This is a genomic window from Marinobacter caseinilyticus, from assembly GCF_011074955.1.
GTDB lineage: Bacteria > Pseudomonadota > Gammaproteobacteria > Pseudomonadales > Oleiphilaceae > Marinobacter > Marinobacter caseinilyticus.
In genome coordinates, this window is sequence record NZ_WUQJ01000031.1 from 181,945 (window position 1) to 200,276 (window position 18,332).

Consider the following 18,332-nt stretch of genomic DNA (forward strand, 5'->3'; position numbering starts at 1 on the left):
TGGCCGGTGCGGACACCACAGGGGTTTGCGGTTACTGTGGCCGGCATGGTGTCAGGGCTTGGTGCTGAGTGCATCGGGCAGTTGAAGGTTGTAGCGCTTGACCAGCGCGGCATAGGTGCCGTCTTGAATCAACGGGTTCAACAGCGCCATCAGGGTGTCGGCACTGATCGGTCCGTCAGGGCGTGTCAGTGCTCGCAAGGCGTAGCGCTGATCCACCTTGTTTGAGATCAGCAATCGCGCTTGATCCGTCGGGTTCAGAGTGAAATGGAGCGCCAGATAAGACCGGCTGACGATCGCGATTTCGGCCGCCGAGGGCCGGTCAATCAATAGCAGTTCAATATTGCGTCGGTGATTGTGGGACAGCAAGATATCGAAGTTCTGACGCAGGCGTTGCTCATCGGTTTCAAAATTGGCGAAACCATAGTGATAGCCCAGCATGGCGACTATCCGGCGTTGTGGCAGATGATCGAAAAAAGATTGGTCGCGCCCGGGCTTTTTGAGCGCCACATACACGTCTTCGTCCATCAATAGCGGTGGTGTTGCCTGGTTCTCAACCGCTTGCCAGCTCCACTGTGTACTTTCGAAGAAAATAGTATCGTAATGGCCTTGTTGAAAGTCCAGATAGCGCCGTTTGGGGGCGGTTTTGAACAACACGAACGCATAGTCTGACTGGCGAGTATTCAACTCGTTCACCAGGTCGGCCAGTAGGCCTGATACTTTCCCTGTGGTGGTTACTGAGGCGATGGGTGGAAAATTATACGCGCCAATCACAACGCGGGACTCGGCAACGGCGGCCCCACAGCTTAATACCAGGCCAGCGAAGAGGATGTTTCCAATCGATTTCATAGCGTCCTGTTGCCGATAACCATAAAATGAACAACATTTCACTTCTTCAATTCAGCGTAGCATTTGTGGCGTGCTTAGCCACAATAACTCTGAAAAACACTGTAAAAGGTTTCAACCATGAGTCGGCCAAAGAGCCATTTTTTTGCCTATATTGCCCGCTTGCGATGGATTCGCCGGTGGGGACTGATGCGCAACGCCATTGAAGAAAATGTGGCCACCCATTCCTGGGAAGTGGCAACGCTGGCCCATGCCCTGGCACTGATTCGCAACCGGCATTTCGCAGGGACCGTCAATCCGGAACACATTGCCACCGCCGCGTTGTATCACGACGCCGCGGAAGTCATTACCGGGGACATGCCAACACCCATCAAATACCACTCGAAGGTTATGCGGGAGGCGTTTGGCGATATTGAACACAAAGCTCAGGCTGAGTTGCTGGCGTTGTTGCCGGCTGATTTGCGCGCGGATTTTGTGCCGTATGTGACGGAGTCGGCCTGGGCGCCGGCCGTTCAGGAGATCATCAAAGCGGCGGACCGGTTATCCGCATGGCTTAAGTGTCAGGCTGAGATTCAGGCAGGCAACAAAGAATTTGAGCCAGCCGCGAGCCAGATTTACAAACGTTTGCAAACCGAAGCCTTGCCGGAGGTGCTGTATTTTCTGGAGGTCTTCGCGCCGAGTTATCAACGGCCGCTGGATCACTTGCTGGAGTAAGTTGACGATCCCAAGGGCGGGATCTACCGGTCACCGGCACGCACAAGGGGCGCCGGTGTACCGGTTGGCCGAGGGCTAGGCGCCGCCGCTGGAGGCGACCATGCCGCCGCGCAAACCGTCCCGCTGCAGAGCTTGGCGGACCGAATCTTCAGGGCTGCCGGCCATTTCCCGGAACATGCCCATGGAGCCCAAAAGCGCGGACGACTCGTAAGGCACAAACACCCGCTCACCGTCTTTGGCCATGGTCGGTAATGCCTTGATGTAGCTCTGGCCCAGCAGATAACCCACAACGGTTCGCTTGTTTTCCTCAGTCTCACCAATGGCATTCAAGACCAGTTTGATGGATTCCTGCTCACCCTGGGCACGCAAAATGGCCGCTTCCTTGTCGCCCTGGGCATTCAGAATGGCGGATTCCCGCTGACCCTGAGCCATGGCAATGGCCGCTGACTTCTCACCTTCGGCTTCGGTCACGGTGGCCCGGCGTTTACGCTCGGCCGCCATCTGCAGGCGCATGGCCTCCTCGACTTCCTCCGGCATGTTGATGTCCTGAACTTCCACCCGAGTGAGTTTGACCCCCCACTTTGAGGCCGCTTCTTCCATTTCGGCCTGGATGGCGCTGTTCACCTCCGAGCGGGATTCAAACAGCTTGTCCAGTTCCATTTTGCCAACCACGGACCGCAAAGTGGTCTTGGCCAATACCTCGACGGCCTGACTCATGTTGGCTACTTCATACACCGCCCGGCGTGGATCTATGATCTGGTAGTACAGCGCGCCGTTGATCGTGACCGTCACGTTGTCGGTGGTGACCACGTGCTGGCCGGGGAAGTCCATCACCGTTTCACGCCGGTCGATCCTCACTTCATCGCTGCTGGAGGCGTGATAGTCCTCGCCCAGCTTTACATAGCGGATCATGGTGATCGGACGGGGTCGTTCAATAAACGGAATGATGATGTTGACGCCGCTTTCGAGCACACGATTGAATGAGCCCAGCCGCTCGATCACCATCACCTCCGATTGCCGCACGATCACCAGCCCTTTGGCAATGATCAGAATGCCGATAACAACGATGATCAGACTCAGGATGAGTCCGGGTGTGAGAATCGTATCCATGCTTAAAGTTCCTTGTTGGTAATATCACAATGAACAATGGCGGTGGTGCCATCGAACTGCTCGAAAATAACCTCGGTACCTTCCGGTAATTCAGTGCGGCCATCTTCCAGGACGCGCAGGCGGTAAAAGTCGCCATTTATTTTAATACCGGTGGCATTGTCGAATTCACGTCTTAGGGTGCGGTATTTGAGACCCTGCTCGACCCCCGTGCCGGTGGTGCCGTAGGCGACACCCTTGGGGGAAAAGAGCGGGCGAATAAAACGGATCGCGACCGGCACCAGGATGCCAGACAGCACGCCCATACCGACCAACTGCCAGTAAAAGGACACGCCCAGATAAGCCAACAGCGCGGTGACGCCCGCGGCGATGCCCAACGCTAACAGCACCAGCACGCCGGATGTAAGTTCCGCCAGGCTGAGCACCAGCGCCAGAATCAGCCAGAAATGCGCAAGACTCCATTCCATTTCGAGTTTCCAATCGTCATTGGTGGGGTAGAACGTGTGGGGCCGTGTGGCCCAGCGGCAAGAATATCAGCTTAATGAAAGGGTATCTAATCGCCAATCACTTGCGGTCGGACTGATTGAAACATCATCTTCGCGGGTGATTATCTGCTGTATCCGATCCCCATTGAACGGGTAGAGTATCCCAAGATTAAAGTGTCTGCTTTAATGAAAGCTTTAAACAAGAGGTCCTGGCTCATGAAGAATCTGAAAAACAAGGTTGCCGTCATTACCGGCGCCGGCTCGGGCATCGGTCGGGCACTGGCAAAATCGCTGGCCGCTCAAGGGTGCCGGCTGGCATTGTCCGATGTGAATCAGGCCGGCCTGAAAGCAACGGCCGCTGACTGTGCTGCGGTCGAGGTCAAAATCTATGCTCTGGATGTGTCCGACCGGGACGCGATCTACGCTCATGCCGAGCAAGTGGCACAGGATTTTGGTCAGGTGAATCTGGTGATCAACAATGCCGGTGTTGCGTTATCGGCCTCGGTTCGGGAGATGACGGATGAGGACTTCAAGTGGGTCATGGACATCGACTTCTGGGGCGTCTCCCATGGCACGCGCGCTTTTTTACCCCACCTCATCGCGTCTGGCGATGGCCACGTGGTTAACATCTCCAGTGTCTTTGGCCTGATCGGCGTACCCAAGCAAAGTGCCTACAACGCGGCCAAATTTGCGGTCCGTGGCTTCACTGAAGCCCTGCGTCAGGAAATGAAACTGGAAAAGCAGCCGGTTTCGGTCAGTTGTGTGCACCCGGGGGGCATTCGCACCAACATCGCCAATGCAGCACGGATGGGTAAGTCCGAAAATATTCAGGCGCTGCGTAAGGGGTTCGACAAATTGGCGATGACCTCGCCGGAAAAGGCCGCCGCCACCATCCTCAAAGGAATTCTAAAAAATGAGTCGCGAATTCTGGTGGGTCCGGATGCCTGGGGAATCGATGCCATTAACCGCTTGTTGGGGTCCGCGTATCAGCCTTTGGTTGAGCGATTTTCCAGGAAAAACATGTACCTTTGAATCCAGCCTATTCGGGACAAGGGAATTCAAGGCCTGGGGCAGGATGACGCCCAGAGCCGCGGTCGATCCCTGTTTCGGTGTGGCTCTCAAGCGCCCGAGTTCCGGAACCCGGAGGATTCTGGCAAGCCATGCTGGCAGGCTCTATACTCAAAGCCTCATGCACGCTCATAACCATTTTTGCACGATGCCGGCGGTCAAACTCAATGCCTGAAAATCGGGCAGGCTCGTCGCACAAGGGCGCTGTGGGCTCCCTTTATCAGGGAAACAAAAACAGCAATGGAGCCACTCCAGCAAGACGAACCATACGGGTCGTTGAGCGGCGGCCAATCTGGCCTTCGAGACAGACATCGCCGGTCTCTCATCCGCCTCATTTTCCTGGCAACCTCTGCTATGCTGGTGGTTTTCGCCTGCCTGCAATTCCTTAACGCCAATGCTCTGCTGGCGCTCGGCGAACTCAGTGCCAGCGCGGTGCTGCTGATTAGCTCGTTCCAGCTTAAAAACACGAAAAAATTGCGTTGGTGGATTCATGGCTATCTGATCTTTGCGTTTTGTTTTCTGGTCTACATTATTGCTAAGCCCCAGGCGTCAACGACGGCGTTTGTGTGGATTTTCATCATGCCGGTATTGTCCTATCTATTGCTGGGCAAAATTGCGGGCTTTCTATTGGCAACCCCGTTCATGCTGGCGGGGAGCGTGTTCTTTTACCTTCACCTGGACGCCATCGACAGTGCCCGCGTGATGATCGATCTGTTAAACCCTTTGTTTTGTGCTGTATTGGTATTGGCGTTTATGCACTTGTATGAAACTCGCCGGGCGGAGGCCCAGGACAAATTGGTCAGCCTGGCGGAAACCGACGCCCTGACGGGCTTGGCGAATCGCAGTACTTTTCAGGCCACCCTGGCGCGTACGGTCAACGAGTCCTTGCGCAATAAAACGCCGTTTGCCTTGGTACTCATGGATATAGATCACTTCAAGAAGGTCAACGATAGCTTTGGCCACGATGCTGGCGACCGCGTTTTGCATCACATCAGCCGGCGCTTGACCGAGCGGCTGCGAAATACCGACTTTGTGGGTCGTCTTGGCGGCGAAGAATTTGGCCTGATACTGCGTGATGTGGAGAATGGTGGTGCCTACCCGTTAATTGAGGCGCTACGGCAGCGCATCGAATCAAGCGAACTGGCGTACGGTGCTGAAACCGTTAAACTGACCGCCTCATTCGGGATAGCGTATTGGCCAAAAGATGCCGACAAACAGAATGAGCTCTACCAAGCCGCTGACCGTCGACTATACAGCGGCAAACGGGCGGGTCGAAATATTGTGTCCGAGCACGACGACACGTCCGAGTCCGGACACAAACTGGATTCAGAAACAACTATGATCGGTTAACATGACGACCAGCGGGCTGGCAGAGAGACCAGTCCAGGGTCGGCCAACGCATTACACGCCAAAGGTTCTATGAAAATACCGAAAAGATTACAGCCCCTGGTTGATGATGGCATGGTGGATGAAGTCCTCCACCAGCTCATGAGTGGTAAGGAAGCACAGGTTTATGTAGTCCGTTGTGGCGATAGCATCCGCTGTGCAAAGGTCTTCAAGGAAGCGAAGCAGCGCAGCTTCAAGCAAGCGGTGCAATATCAGGAAGGTCGTAAAGTTCGCAACAGCCGGCGCGCCCGGGCCATGTCCAAGAAAACCCGGTATGGCCAGAAAGAACAGGAAGATGCCTGGCTGAATGCCGAGGTGGATGCACTGTATCGACTCGCCGACGCTGGTGTGCGGGTGCCGGAACCGTTCGGTTTTGTGGACGGGGTTTTGTTGATGGAGCTGGTGTCGGATGACGATGGCAAAGCCGCTCCGAGACTGGATGACGTCAGTTTAAGCCCCGAACAAGCCCGCGATTACCACGCCCGCGTAGTGGCCGAAGTTGTTCGCATGCTCAGCGCCGGTCTGATTCATGGCGATTTGTCGGAATTCAATGTGCTGGTGGAGCCTGCGGGTCCGGTCATTATTGACCTGCCACAAGCCGTCAATGCGGCGGGTAACAACAGTGCGGAGAGCATGCTGGAGCGTGATGTCGACAACATGCGACGTTATTTCGGCCGTTTTGCTCCGGAATTGCTGACCACCGATTATGGCAAGGAAATCTGGGCACTCTACGAAACCGGCGACCTCCATGCCGACAGCAAACTCACCGGCTGTTTCGAACATGACACCACCAGCGCCGATGTGGGCGAGCTGATGGCGGTGATCGACGCAGCGAAAGAAGAAGAGCTGGAGCGGTTGGACCGGATGCGTGATGATGACGAAGAGGACTAGCTTATTCTCAAAACCCGCCGATGCGGGTTTTTTTATAATTCTGTAACACAACAATAACAATCTTTCTGCAACCGATTTTCGACCTTCCCCGTATTAACTCCGACTTTAATAACTGTGACCTGCGTCACGCATTTATGTTCGCCTGCGCGACATAACTTTTTCGGAGAGGAATCGACATGGTCGGATTTTACGACAGCGGGCTGGTGTTGTTATCGTATGCAATAGCAGTTCTGGCTTCTTACAGTGCACTGTACTTTGGTGCGCAGCTAACCACCATCAGTGGCATCAAGAGCCGGCTATGGCTGACCCTGGGGGCCCTATCCATGGGGACAGGGGTATGGACCATGCATTTTGTTGGCATGCGCGCCTATGTGATGCCGGTTGAGATGACGTACGACCTGGCAATGACTGTGTCGTCCTGGCTGGCTGCGATCCTGGCATCGGGACTGGCGCTGCACATGATCAGCTTGAAAAAAGTGGGTTGGGTGCAGTTGGCTGTAAGCAGTCTGGCGATGGGGGGTGGTATTGCCATCATGCATTACGTGGGCATGATGGCGATGAATATGTCCCCCGGCCTCACTTACGATCCGGCCATATTTTCGGTCTCCGTCGTCATCGCGGTGGCGGCGTCTGGGGCGGCCATGGCGATTTGCCGAACCTTGCAGTCATCCACGGGGAACAAAGCGTTGTTCCTGCAGTTGGGCGGCGCGCTGGTGATGGGAGTCGCAATCTGTGGCATGCACTATACCGGTATGGCCGCTGTTATTTACCCGGACAGCGCCATGCCGGCGGCCGATAACCTGTTATCGGGTGATTGGTTGGGTATCCCGCTGGGATTGACCAGCGCGGTGTTGATTGTGATGGCGTTGGCGGCTTCGGCGGTGGATGTCAAAAAGCGCAACGTCGCTGTCGTACAGGCGGAAGAAGAGGCCTCGAGACTCCAGCAGCTGGCGTTTGTGGACAAAGCCACCGGATTGCCCAATCGGGTCGCTCTTGACCGCCATTTGCTCAATCTGATTGCGGAAAACCATGCCAGCGAGCGCTCGTTTGCGTTGCTTTACCTGGATATCGCCAACTACCGGGATATCGAATCCTCAATAGGTGCACCGGAACAGGCGGCTATTGCGTCCGGGGTTCGCGCTGCACTGGATTCGGCAACAGCGTATTTGGCCAAGTATTCGGCGAGTACCTTTATTGTCGTTGTCGAGGGGCACACCCAAGCCAACCAAAAGGCTATGTACGAACGGCTTAAACGGTTGCCTGAATACGTCGATGCTCCGGAGGGAGTGGATTTGGTATGGCGGGCAGGCCAGAGTGTTTTCCCGGATACGGGGCGTTCGAGTCGCATGCTGGTACGTGTCGCGATGAAAACCGGAGACCTGAAAAACATCGGTCGCTTCAATCGCATCTCGCCCGCCTACCAAGACCCTCTGTCGGCGCCATTGTCGGCAAGCTGAGTTGAAGATGGACAGCGGTTCTGCCTGGGTCAAACGCCAGGCAGAACCGCAGTTCAGGTCATTGACCGACCAAGGCCTTAGATCGCGGTAGCACCCCCATCGACCGGCAAGGCGACCCCGGTGGTGAACGCCGCACCGTCGGAACACAGATATAAGACCGCGGCGGCAATCTCATTGGCCTGGCCCAGGCGCCCAACGGGGTGCATGGCGGCGGCAAATTCGGCCTTGCGAGGATCCGAGGCGGCCGCGCGGCGGAACATTTCAGTATCAATTACCGCAGGACACACGGCATTCACCCGGATGCCTTTCTTGGCGTATTCCACCGCGGCGGATTTGGTGAGGCCAATCACGGCGTGTTTGCTGGCGCTGTAGACGCTCATCTTCGGTGCCGCACCGAGACCGGCAATGGATGCAGTGTTAACGATGACACCGCCGCCCTGGGCCAACATGGCCGGAATCTCATATTTCATGCAGTACCAGACACCTTTGACGTTGACGTCCATGATGCGGTCAAAGTCCGCTTCGTCGCCGTCGGCCAGTTTGCTGTTCTCAATTTCAATTCCGGCATTATTGAAGGCAAAATCAAGCCGTCCGTAGGTCTCAAGGGCCGCTTCAACGAGTTGCTGGACATCTTCACTGCGGCTGACGTTGCAGGCCACAAACGTGGCGTCACCACCGGCGCTGCGAATGGCTGCCACCACCGCTTCACCATGAATACGGTCAATATCCGAGACCACCACCTGAGCGCCTGCCGCGGCAAACGCTTCTGCGGTGGCCTGCCCCAGACCGGCAGCACCGCCGGTCACCAGTGCCACTTTCCCGGTAAACTGCATTGTCATGTTGTGTCTCCCCTTAAGCACGCGAAATGGATGAATGCGAGCATCTTAGGGGGTTCGGTCGCCAATCGGAACTGAGTTTGGCTAATGGCGGGTCATTACTGGACTTGATGAAGCGCGGGGTCACGCTGACGTTGCCGTGACCCCGCGCCGCGGTCAGAGCGTGATGCGCGCGCCCATCACCTCCATAAAGCGGGCGAGCCACTTCGGATGAGCGGGCCAGGCGGGGGCCGTCACCAGGTTGCCATCGACATGGGCCTCGGTGGCATCGATGGACTGGAACCGGCCGCCGACGCCAGTGACTTCGGGCCCACAAGCGGGGTATGCGGAACACTCCCGGCCCTCCAGAATGCCCGCGGCGGCCAGTATCTGGGCGCCGTGACAAATGGCCGCGATGGGTTTCTTGTGGTCATTGAAAAAGCGGACGATGTCGAGCACCCGGTCATTAAGGCGCAGGTATTCCGGGGCGCGGCCCCCGGGTACGACCAGGGCGTCGTACCGGGACACGTCCACTTCGTCAAAATCGGCGTTTACCGCAAAGTTGTGCCCGGGTTTTTCAGAATACGTCTGGTCGCCTTCGAAATCGTGGATCGCCGTACGGACGGTCTCGCCCGATTTTTTGTCGGGGCACACGGCGTGGACTTCGTAACCCACTGCTTGCAAGGCTTGGAAGGGGACCATAACCTCGTAATCTTCGACGTAATCACCGACCAGCATCAGTATGCGTTTCATAACAGGCTCCTTGGGTTGAACACCTCGAGTAAGACTCCGTAAACGAGGTTTGTGTGTACTAGAACCATTTACCCAAAGGGTGCGCATGTCAAATGAAGTCTGTGTGGCGGCGGAAGCCACTCGCCGCTGGCCCGACGTCAACACGGCCACCGAGGCGGAGGGTCTGCGTCGGTGGCCGTGGCCTTATTGCAATCGCTCAACGCTTACCACGGCGATGGGGTTGTCCCAGCGTTGGGTGCCGCTGAGCGTGGAGGAGGCCAGCCCATCCGCCTGGGTCACCACTCCGGCGTGGATGTAGACGGCGTTTCGGACATCGTTGCGGTTGGGATTGAAGCCTTCGGCGAGTCCGCTGGCAGCCGGGCCTGGCACCGTAGCGGCCGTTTCGGTATTGGCCTCGGTACCGGCATCGTAACCGATGGCCAGGTAGCTTTGGCGTTGGCCAACATCAAGTTCGGCCAGGGGCACGCCCTGTAAGGCCGCCAAACCATCGTTGGTGTTGACCGGCATGGAGATCCAGGTCAGATGCAGTTCGGTGGTATTGCTGGCCCGGGCAGTGACGGTCAGTTGCTCAGAGGCTCCGGGACCGATCACACCCGACCCGGAATCACTGCTCAACACCCCGCTATCGAAGCCAGCCGTCGCCAGGAAGTCACTGTTGTCTCCGGACTCAGCCAGGGTTTCCAGTGCCACTGAGGCGGCGTCGCCCAATGCGAAGGCTTGCCAGTCGGCCGTGTGGATTACCACGGTGGCGGGCGACAACGGTTGCCCGGCCGTGAGGTTGGTGATCGTTATCTGGTAGCGATAATCCTGTTGGCCAGGGCCAAACACGAACTCGGTGTCGGAATGGCAGCCGGCCACGGTTGCCGCCAGTGGCAGCAGTACCCAAAGGTGTTTGTGAAAAACCATGATGCACCTCCTGATCATTTCACCGTCACAGTGACGCGGGCCACAGGGTTGAGCCAGCGGTGGAGCGTGCTGACAATGTCGCTGGCGCCGCCGATGAGGTTGGTATCACCCAGATTGCCACGGTGGATATGGACATAGCCCTCAGCGGAACTGGCGGCACCACTGCCACCGTTGCCCAGTATCGGGTCCAGTGGTGGCGGCACGGGCATACCCGCTTGCCCGGGGGTACCGCTGCCACGCAATTCGTTGTTGGCTTCGGTGCCGGCGTCATAGGCGTTCAGGTTGTAGGTGTAGGTGCCGGGTTCGGTCGGTACCTCCAGGTTGTTGAGGGCGAGGAAGCCATCGTTGGTGGGGAGCAGCATGGCGACGATGGATAGCTGGGTGTTGGCGGTGGCGCTGTCGGTGTTCACCGTGGCCAGTGTGGTTGCGCCCGGAGCCAGCAGGCCACCGGCCGGATTAGCCACCGTGGTGGCGCCCACCCCATTCAGTGCCGCCACCAGGGCCGAGATGTCACCCCCTTCGGCCATGGCCTGGAGGTTACTGGACGCCGGCGATCCGGGCTCAAACAGTGTTACATCGGGCGGATGTGCCGTCACCAGCAACGGCGTGTAATAGATGCCTCGGGTTGGATTGTGAATTTCAACATCAAATTCAGCCGCTTGCGACAATAGCGGTGCTGCGGCAACGGCAACGGCAAGTGCGAGGATGACACGGTTCATAATCAGACTCCTTTCCAGTTTGAGCGTGCCTGTCCAGTATCACCCGACGGGCGTTGGTCAATCATCACAAAAGAGTCACGGTTTGCTTATTGTTGGGTAGTGTCATCAGATTCCGAAGCGCAGACTGGCCGAGCGTGACACCCACCAGGCGGTCAGCGAAATTGCCTATGAATTGGGCTACGCGGATCTGTCAAACTTCAGTCGGGCGTTGCGGAAATGGACCGGCAAGTCCGCCGGCGAATTTCGCGAAGCAGGCTCTGATTCCGCCCCTGAACCGGGGCCATAACTTGACCTCTGCCATAGGAGAGACGCATGCCGCACACGGATACGCACAGCAAATTGTTTGGCTATTTACTCTGGATCTTTGGCTTCCTGGGGTCCCACCGGTTCTACTATGGCAAACCCATCACGGGCACCATTTGGTTCTTCACCCTGGGCCTGTTTTTAATCGGCTGGATAATTGATCTGTTTCTCATTCCCGGCATGGACCGGGAGGCCGACTTCCGGTTTCGCAGCGGTGACACCAGCTACAACATCAGCTGGCTGCTGCTGACGTTTCTCGGTGTCTTTGGCGTCCATCGTATGTACATGGGCAAGTGGATCAGCGGAGTGATCTATCTGCTGACGGGCGGTCTGTTTTTACTCGGCGTACTGTACGACTTCTGGACCCTGAATGATCAGGTGTCGGAGCAAAACGCCAGCCCGGTTCAGTGAATGTGGCCCGGCGAGCAGTCGCATCCGGTATGACCGCTCGCCGGGCTTGCACTGCGGGTCAGGCCGCGCATTCCTCGCGCTGGCCGGCATGCACCGCCACCTGAACCTGGTCGCCGTCCAGTTGCACGGCGTAGGTCGGCACCTTGACCGATGCGTCCTCCAGGCATTGTCCGCTTAACAGGCTGTAATGCTGTTTGTACAACGGTGAGGCCACCACCGGTTCACCTTTGATATCGCCTACAATGCCCCGGGCCAGCACGTTGGCGTTGCCGATTGGGTCAAAGTGGCCAATGGCGTACAGGCTTGGTGTTTCGTCTGGGCAGTAGAACACGGCGACCGGTCCGGCCGGGGTCCAGACGGCGATGCCGGAATTGGCGACCAGGTCGGCGGTTTCACACACGGTTTGCCACTGTTTTTGCTGACTCATAGCGTTTCTCCTTAAGCCATTTCTTCCACGGTTTCTGTAGCTGCAGGCCGGCGTTGGCCGCGCTCCTCGACCCAGTGCTGGACCGGATCCTTGCGCTCATCGTTGACGAATTCACGGAACCGCTTACGCTTCTCCGGGTCTTCGACGACAGTTTTCCATTCACACTGGTAGGTGCCGACGATGTCGCCTATATGGGCTTCCAGCTCTTCGCCCAGTCCCAGGCTGTCGTTGAGGATCACCTCTTTAAGGTAGGCCAGCCCACCCTCGAGGTTTTCAAGCCAGACACTGGTGCGTTGCAGACGATCGCCGGTGCGGACGTAGAACATCAGCACGCGGTCGATGGTGCGGATAAGTTCGTCGTCGTTCAGGTCGGTGGCGAACAGATCGGCGTGACGGGGGCGCATGCCGCCGTTGCCGCAGACGTACAGATTCCAGCCGTTCTCGGTGGCAATCACGCCGATGTCCTTACTTTGGGCTTCGGCGCACTCGCGGGTGCAGCCGGAGACCGCAAACTTGATCTTGTGGGGGGAGCGCAGGCCCTTGTAGCGATCCTCCAGGCGAATGGCCATGCCGACACTGTCCTGCACGCCATAGCGGCACCAGGTACTGCCGACACAGGATTTCACCGTGCGCAGGGACTTGCCGTAGGCGTGACCGGTTTCAAACCCTGCGGCGATAAGCCGCTCCCAGATTTCCGGCAGTTCGCTCAGGGTGGCGCCAAACAAGTCGACCCGCTGACCACCGGTGATCTTGGTGTAGAGGCCATAATCTTTGGCGACCTGGCCCAGCACGATCAGTTTGTCCGGGGTGATTTCGCCGCCGGGAATGCGTGGCACGATGGAGTAGGTGCCGTTCTTCTGCATATTGGCCATGAAGGTGTCATTGGTGTCCTGCAACGGCACGTGATCGGTGGCCAGAATGTGTTCGTTCCAGCAGGTCGCCAGGATCGAGCCCACGGTGGGCTTGCAGATGTCGCAGCCCCGGCCCTTACCGTGCTGTTCGATGAGCGTGTCGAAGGTGCGGATGCCATTGACCTTGACCAGATGAAACAACTCCTGGCGGCTGTACGGAAAGTGTTCGCACAGGTCTTTGCTGACTTCGACGCCGCGCTTTTCGAGCTCGTTGTCGACCACATTTTTCAGCAGCGCGGCGCAACCACCGCACCCGGTGCTGGCCTTGGTGCCGGACTTGATGCCGGCCAGATCGCTGCAGCCGGCGTCAATGGCACTGCAAATATCGCCCTTGGTAACGTTGTGGCAGGAGCAGATGGCGGCCGTGTCCGGCAGTGCGTCCGGACCGAGGGCCGGGGCGCCGCCCTCGCTCTCGGGCAGAATCAGGGTTTCCGGGTGGTCCGGCAATTTGATGCCATTCAGCGCGTACTGCAGCAACGTGTCGTACGGACCATTGTCGCCCACCAGTATGGCGCCGAGCAGGGTCTTGCCGTCGGCGCTGATCACCATACGACGGTAGTGCCCAGCGGCTTCGTCGTTGAAGCGAATATTGCGCGCACCGGGGGTCTGGCCATGGGCGTCGCCAATGGAGCCGACGTCCACGCCCAGCAGTTTCAATTTGGTGCTCATGTCAGCGCCGGTGAACGCGGCCTCGGCATCACCGTTGAGACAGGCCGCCAGGGTGCGGGCCATGGTGTAGCCCGGGGCGACCAGGCCGTAGATCCTTTGTTCCCAGAGTGCGCATTCGCCAATGGCGTGGATGTGGGGGTCGGAGGTGGTGCATTGATTGTTCACCACAATGCCGCCGCGCTCGCCAATCACCAACTCGGCCGACCGGGCCAGCGCGTCCTGGGGCCGGATGCCGGCGGAGAACACAATCAGGTCCGTCTCCAGATGGCTGTCGTCGTTGAAGTTCATGCGCAGACGGGCCTGCCCACCGGGCACAATGCTCTGGGTGGCCTTTTCGGTGTGCACCTGGACGCCCAGATCGACAATTTTCTGTTTCAGCACGGCGCCGCCGTCGCTGTCGAGTTGCACCGGCATCAGCCGTGGCGCAAATTCCACCACATGGGCCTCAAGCCCGAGACTCTTCAGCGCATTGGCCGCTTCCAGTCCCAGCAACCCGCCGCCGACGACAACGCCGGTTTTGACCCCGTCGGCACTGGCCCGGATCGCATCCAGATCCGCCAGTGTCCGGTAGACCAGGCAGTGCGGCTGATCGTTGCCTTCGATGGGGGGCACAAACGGGTAAGAGCCGGTGGCCAGCACCAGCTCATCGTAGGGGTATTGACCCTGGGGTGTGGTGACCCGCTGGTGCTGGCGGTCAATGGCGGTGACTTGCTCATTCAGCCGCAGGTCAATGTGATTGTCGCGGTACCAGTCGGCGGTCCCCAGAGCCAGATCGGCGTGGGTCGCCTCGCCAAAGTACTCCGACAGATGCACGCGGTCATAGGCCAGTAACGGCTCTTCGCCGAAAACCGTGATGTGGTAATTCGCGGCGCCCGGGGTGTCGGCAAACTGCTCCAGGAAGTGGTGTCCGACCATGCCGTTGCCAATAACAATCAGGTTTTTCTTGCTCATGGTGTTCACTCTCATCGTGTTCGGTAAAAGAAAAATTCGGTTGTGACTCGGTGCGTCAGGCCGGTGTCTCGCAATAGGCCGGACCAAAGGCCAGATTCGTCCGCCAGTCGGTGATATCGGTGCCCTGCTGGATATGCTCGGCGTACCAGGGCCCGTCACGGGTCTCGCCAAAAAGCACTGCGCCGGTCAGCCGCTGGTGGCGAATCAGTAGCCGGCAATAGCGATTGCTGCTGTAGTCTTGCCAGACCACCGATTCGGTGGCGTCGTCCGGGCGGGTCTGGCCGCAGGAATAAATCGGAATGCCGCTGATCTTGAGTCGCGTCGGTACGATGGCCGGGATGTAGGTTGCATCCAGTAGCGAACCGCTGAGCACCTGGGCCAGAACGTTGGCTTGCTGGTAGCCGGGGTCCACCAGGCCAAAGGTCTGGTCATCGACCTGGCAGCACTCGCCGAGTGCGTAAATGCTGGGGTCGCTGGTCTGCAACCGATGATCGACGCAGATGGCGCGGTCGCAAGCCAGCCCGGCAGCCTGGGCCAATTCGGTGTTCGGGGTAATGCCGGCGGCGACGACCACCAGGTCGGTGCTGATCAGGGTTTCGTCCGTCAGTTGCACGGCGCGCACCCGCTGGCTGCCCAACAGCGCCCTGGGGGCGGTGTCGGTTTGTATGGTCAGGCCCCGCGCACTGAGAATCTCCTTCAGCAGGGCGCCGCCGACGGTATCGAGCTGCCGGTTCAGTAAATGCGAGCTCCGGTGCAGCAGGGTAACGGCCATGCCCCGATGGCGCAGGCCTTCGGCCGCTTCCAGACCCAGGAACCCGCCGCCGATGACAACGGCGCGGCGGTTGCGTTGACTGATGTCGATCAGCTTTTGGGTGTCCCGCAGGTCACGGAAACCCACCACTCCGTCCAGGTCTTCGCCGTCCAGACCCAGACGGGCCGAGCGTGAACCGGTGGCCAGCACCAGGTGATCATAGGCTTCGGTATGGCCTTGTTCGGTGTGGACCTGTCTGGTGTTTGGGTCAACGCGAACGACCGGGTCACCCTGTCGCAGCAGAATGCCGTGCTTCAGGAACCAGGCCGCCGGTTTGAGTGTCAGGCTGTCGGGGTCGGCATCGCCGGCGAGCCAGGCAGAAAGCTGGATACGGTTGTAGGCGACGGCCGGTTCGCCGCTCAGGACCACAATGCGGCTGTACGGTCGCACGGTTTGCTCCGACAGACGCTCCAGCAAACGCTGGGCGACCATTCCGTGCCCGATTATCACCAACGTGTGTGTAGCCATAGCGCTGCTCCAACAAAAAAAGCCGGAGCATCTCATCCCGTTAGGGAATCGATGGTCCGGCGCCAATGCCAATAACGATTTTCAGGTGGTCCGGTCATCCATGACCGGGACTTTCTTCCGTGCCCACTTTGCTTCTAACGAATACTCTGCGATAACCGTGCCAAGCTAATATTTCAATATAAAACATATAGTTAGATTTTGTCAGTGTGCTCGGCCCATCGGATGCATGCCCTGCTCTGGTTCGACGCCGGAGCATTTTGCACCCGGATGGGTCAGGCGATGGCGCGCTCCCGTGCCTGCGCGTCATGGCTGCTGGTGGCAGCCGTATCCGCCGCCTTGGTCGGTGGCTGGTCAGTGTCGGAGACGGTGGCAGATGGCGCCGGTGATGGCGCGCCGGTTGCGGGCTTGTCTTTGCTCGGAAACGTCTGCTTTTCATACAGGAAGGACAGCACGGCCTGACGACAGCGGACGTAATCGGGGTTGTTGGCCAAGGTGACCCGGTTCCGTGGGCGTGGCAGATCAATCACCAGCTCCTCTCCGATGGTGGCCGCAGGGCCATTGGTCATCATGATGATGCGATCTGACAGCAACACCGCCTCGTCTACATCGTGGGTAATCATGATGACGGTGCTGTTCAGGTCCTGCTGGATGTCCATCAGTGCGTCCTGCAAATGGGCGCGGGTCAGGGCGTCGAGGGCCCCGAACGGTTCGTCCATCAGCAAAACACTGGGTTTCATGGCCAGTGCCCGTGCGATCCCCACGCGTTGGGCCATCCCGCCGGAAATTTCCCCCGGCCGTTTATTCGCCGCGTGCCCCATGTTGACCAGTTCCAGGTTGTGCATGATCCATTCACGACGCTCCTTGCGGCTCATGGTCTTGCGGAATACCTGCTGAACCGCCAGCTGGACATTTTCATACACTGTAAGCCACGGCATCAGGGCGTGATTCTGGAACACCACGGCCCGCTCGGGGCCGGGGGTATTGACCTCGTGTCCATCCAGTACACAGCCGCCACGGGTGGATTGCAGCAACCCGGCCACGATGTTCAGGACCGTCGACTTGCCGCAACCGGAGTGACCGATCAGGGAGACGAATTCACCCTCGGCAATTTTCAGGTCAATATTCTCCAACGCCACAAAGGGTCCGTCCGGCGTGTCAAAAGACATATTCACGCCGGTTAACTCGAGATGGGATTTACTCATGCTGCTCTCCTCATTCGTTCCACGCGACTTTCTTCTGGATCAACAACATGATCCGGTCGAGCACAAAGCCAATAAAGCCGATGGCCAGTACCGCCACCATGATTCGGCTCAGGGATTGGCTGCTGCCGTTCTGGAATTCATCCCAGACAAATTTTCCCAGGCCCGGGTTCTGGGCCAGCATTTCCGCTGCGATCAGCACCATCCAGGCAATGCCCAGTGATACCCGCAAACCGGTGAAAATCATCGGAATGGCGGACGGCAGCACCACTTTGAAGACGTGAGTCCAGAACGACAGCCGCAGCACCTTGGATACATTCAGCAGGTCGGGATCGACCGCCGCCACGCCCACACTGGTGTTGATCAGCGTCGGCCACAGGCTGCACAGGGTGACGGTGATCATCGAAGTGATGAAGGCTTTCTCAAACATCGGGTCGGCACTGACGTACGTCGCCGACACCACCATGGTCACCAGCGGCAACCAGGCCAGCGGTGATACCGGTTTGAAGATCTGGATCAGCGGGTTTACCGCAGCCGCGAAGTAGCGGTTGAGCCCGATCAGAATGCCAATCGGCACCGCAATGAGACTGGCCAGGAAAAATCCCGACAGCACCGTCAACAGACTGGTGCCGATCTGGCTGAAGAAGGTCGGGGCACCGGGGTAGTCCCGAATCCGCACTTCGGCGTCGGGGTTGTCGGCCAGAATCCCGGCATTGCGGTTTTCCTGCATCGTAATAAAGCGCTCGGCCCGCTCCTGCTCTGACTGGTGCTCCTGCCAGAGCTGGCCGGCCTGTTCAAAAACGTCCGCCGGCGCCGGGAAAGTGCCCAGGGACGTATTCACCTGGGGCGCCATGACGTGCCAGAACGCCACAAACAGGGCCAGACCAATGGTCGGCAGCAGCAGCGCTTGGGCTCTGTCGCCCAGAGCCCGGGCCGAAAACGTTTCGGCCAGCACCCGAAGGGCGGACTGTGAGGCGGACACCTTGTCGGATGGTGTGTTCGTCAGCGTTGTCATTGCATATCTCCTGACAGTATCGG

18 protein-coding genes and 1 pseudogene are annotated in these 18,332 nt (G+C 58.4%); 7 read left to right on the top strand and 12 right to left on the bottom strand.

Features of this window, described 5'->3' with window-relative positions; all coding sequences use genetic code 11:
• Positions 1 to 51: 51 nt before the first annotated feature.
• Positions 52 to 846, bottom strand: a complete 795-nt coding sequence (locus GRX64_RS16040) for a transporter substrate-binding domain-containing protein (protein WP_166268747.1) — start codon at positions 844 to 846, stop codon at positions 52 to 54.
• Positions 847 to 963: 117 nt separating this feature from the next.
• Here GRX64_RS16040 and yfbR point away from each other — a divergent pair, with 117 nt between their 5' ends.
• Positions 964 to 1,557, top strand: coding sequence for a 5'-deoxynucleotidase (gene yfbR, locus GRX64_RS16045; protein ID WP_166268748.1), 594 nt, complete (start codon positions 964 to 966; stop codon positions 1,555 to 1,557).
• Between the two features lie 75 nt (positions 1,558 to 1,632).
• On the opposite strand, the gene GRX64_RS16050 is transcribed toward yfbR, so the two are convergent.
• Positions 1,633 to 2,667: an SPFH domain-containing protein gene (locus GRX64_RS16050; protein WP_166268749.1), complete on the bottom strand. Its 1,035-nt coding sequence runs from the start codon at positions 2,665 to 2,667 to the stop codon at positions 1,633 to 1,635.
• A 2-nt stretch (positions 2,668 to 2,669) separates the two neighbouring features.
• A complete protein-coding gene (locus GRX64_RS16055) occupies positions 2,670 to 3,131 on the bottom strand; it encodes an NfeD family protein (RefSeq protein ID WP_166268750.1) in 462 nt (153 codons plus the stop codon).
• 234 nt (positions 3,132 to 3,365) lie between these two features.
• Between GRX64_RS16055 and GRX64_RS16060 the strand changes: the two genes are divergently transcribed.
• The 4 genes from GRX64_RS16060 to GRX64_RS16075 all read left to right on the top strand — a co-directional run bounded on the left by GRX64_RS16060 (position 3,366) and on the right by GRX64_RS16075 (position 7,951).
• Positions 3,366 to 4,181 (top strand): SDR family NAD(P)-dependent oxidoreductase, encoded by an 816-nt coding sequence (locus GRX64_RS16060; protein WP_166268751.1) that lies wholly within the window; start codon positions 3,366 to 3,368, stop codon positions 4,179 to 4,181.
• A gap of 276 nt (positions 4,182 to 4,457) precedes the next feature.
• On the top strand, positions 4,458 to 5,567 hold the full coding sequence (locus GRX64_RS16065) for a diguanylate cyclase (protein ID WP_166268752.1): 1,110 nt from the start codon (positions 4,458 to 4,460) through the stop codon (positions 5,565 to 5,567).
• 69 nt (positions 5,568 to 5,636) lie between these two features.
• Positions 5,637 to 6,494, top strand: coding sequence for a PA4780 family RIO1-like protein kinase (locus tag GRX64_RS16070; protein WP_166268753.1), 858 nt, complete (start codon positions 5,637 to 5,639; stop codon positions 6,492 to 6,494).
• Between the two features lie 176 nt (positions 6,495 to 6,670).
• Positions 6,671 to 7,951 (top strand): MHYT domain-containing protein, encoded by a 1,281-nt coding sequence (locus GRX64_RS16075; protein WP_166268754.1) that lies wholly within the window; start codon positions 6,671 to 6,673, stop codon positions 7,949 to 7,951.
• A gap of 77 nt (positions 7,952 to 8,028) precedes the next feature.
• Here GRX64_RS16075 and GRX64_RS16080 read toward each other — a convergent pair whose 3' ends face one another.
• The 4 genes from GRX64_RS16080 to GRX64_RS16095 form a co-directional block, all read right to left on the bottom strand.
• Positions 8,029 to 8,790 (bottom strand): SDR family oxidoreductase, encoded by a 762-nt coding sequence (locus tag GRX64_RS16080; RefSeq protein WP_166268755.1) that lies wholly within the window; start codon positions 8,788 to 8,790, stop codon positions 8,029 to 8,031.
• Between the two features lie 153 nt (positions 8,791 to 8,943).
• Entirely contained in the window at positions 8,944 to 9,519 is a 576-nt protein-coding gene (locus GRX64_RS16085; protein ID WP_166268756.1) for a DJ-1/PfpI family protein, read from the bottom strand.
• 183 nt (positions 9,520 to 9,702) lie between these two features.
• Positions 9,703 to 10,425 (bottom strand): spondin domain-containing protein, encoded by a 723-nt coding sequence (locus GRX64_RS16090; protein WP_166268757.1) that lies wholly within the window; start codon positions 10,423 to 10,425, stop codon positions 9,703 to 9,705.
• A 14-nt stretch (positions 10,426 to 10,439) separates the two neighbouring features.
• Positions 10,440 to 11,144 (bottom strand): spondin domain-containing protein, encoded by a 705-nt coding sequence (locus tag GRX64_RS16095; RefSeq protein WP_166268758.1) that lies wholly within the window; start codon positions 11,142 to 11,144, stop codon positions 10,440 to 10,442.
• Positions 11,145 to 11,259: 115 nt separating this feature from the next.
• On the opposite strand from GRX64_RS16095, the pseudogene GRX64_RS16100 reads away from it, so the two are divergent.
• A pseudogene (locus GRX64_RS16100) lies at positions 11,260 to 11,430 on the top strand (helix-turn-helix domain-containing protein); the annotation flags it as partial.
• Positions 11,431 to 11,456: 26 nt separating this feature from the next.
• Positions 11,457 to 11,858, top strand: a complete 402-nt coding sequence (locus GRX64_RS16105) for an NINE protein (protein WP_166268759.1) — start codon at positions 11,457 to 11,459, stop codon at positions 11,856 to 11,858.
• Between the two features lie 58 nt (positions 11,859 to 11,916).
• On the opposite strand, the gene nirD is transcribed toward GRX64_RS16105, so the two are convergent.
• From nirD to GRX64_RS16130, 5 genes are all read right to left on the bottom strand, one after another.
• The gene (nirD, locus tag GRX64_RS16110) at positions 11,917 to 12,285 is read right to left on the bottom strand and encodes a nitrite reductase small subunit NirD (protein ID WP_166268760.1); all 369 of its coding nucleotides are present in this window, start codon (positions 12,283 to 12,285) and stop codon (positions 11,917 to 11,919) included.
• A gap of 11 nt (positions 12,286 to 12,296) precedes the next feature.
• On the bottom strand, positions 12,297 to 14,816 hold the full coding sequence (gene nirB, locus GRX64_RS16115) for a nitrite reductase large subunit NirB (protein WP_166268761.1): 2,520 nt from the start codon (positions 14,814 to 14,816) through the stop codon (positions 12,297 to 12,299).
• Between the two features lie 55 nt (positions 14,817 to 14,871).
• A complete protein-coding gene (locus GRX64_RS16120) occupies positions 14,872 to 16,095 on the bottom strand; it encodes an NAD(P)/FAD-dependent oxidoreductase (RefSeq protein WP_166268762.1) in 1,224 nt (407 codons plus the stop codon).
• 272 nt (positions 16,096 to 16,367) lie between these two features.
• Positions 16,368 to 17,297 carry a nitrate ABC transporter ATP-binding protein gene (locus tag GRX64_RS16125; protein ID WP_166268763.1) on the bottom strand — a complete coding sequence of 310 codons (930 nt, stop codon included), beginning with the start codon at positions 17,295 to 17,297 and terminating at the stop codon, positions 16,368 to 16,370.
• A 10-nt stretch (positions 17,298 to 17,307) separates the two neighbouring features.
• Entirely contained in the window at positions 17,308 to 18,309 is a 1,002-nt protein-coding gene (locus tag GRX64_RS16130) for an ABC transporter permease (protein ID WP_166268764.1), read from the bottom strand.
• Positions 18,310 to 18,332 lie beyond the last annotated feature (23 nt).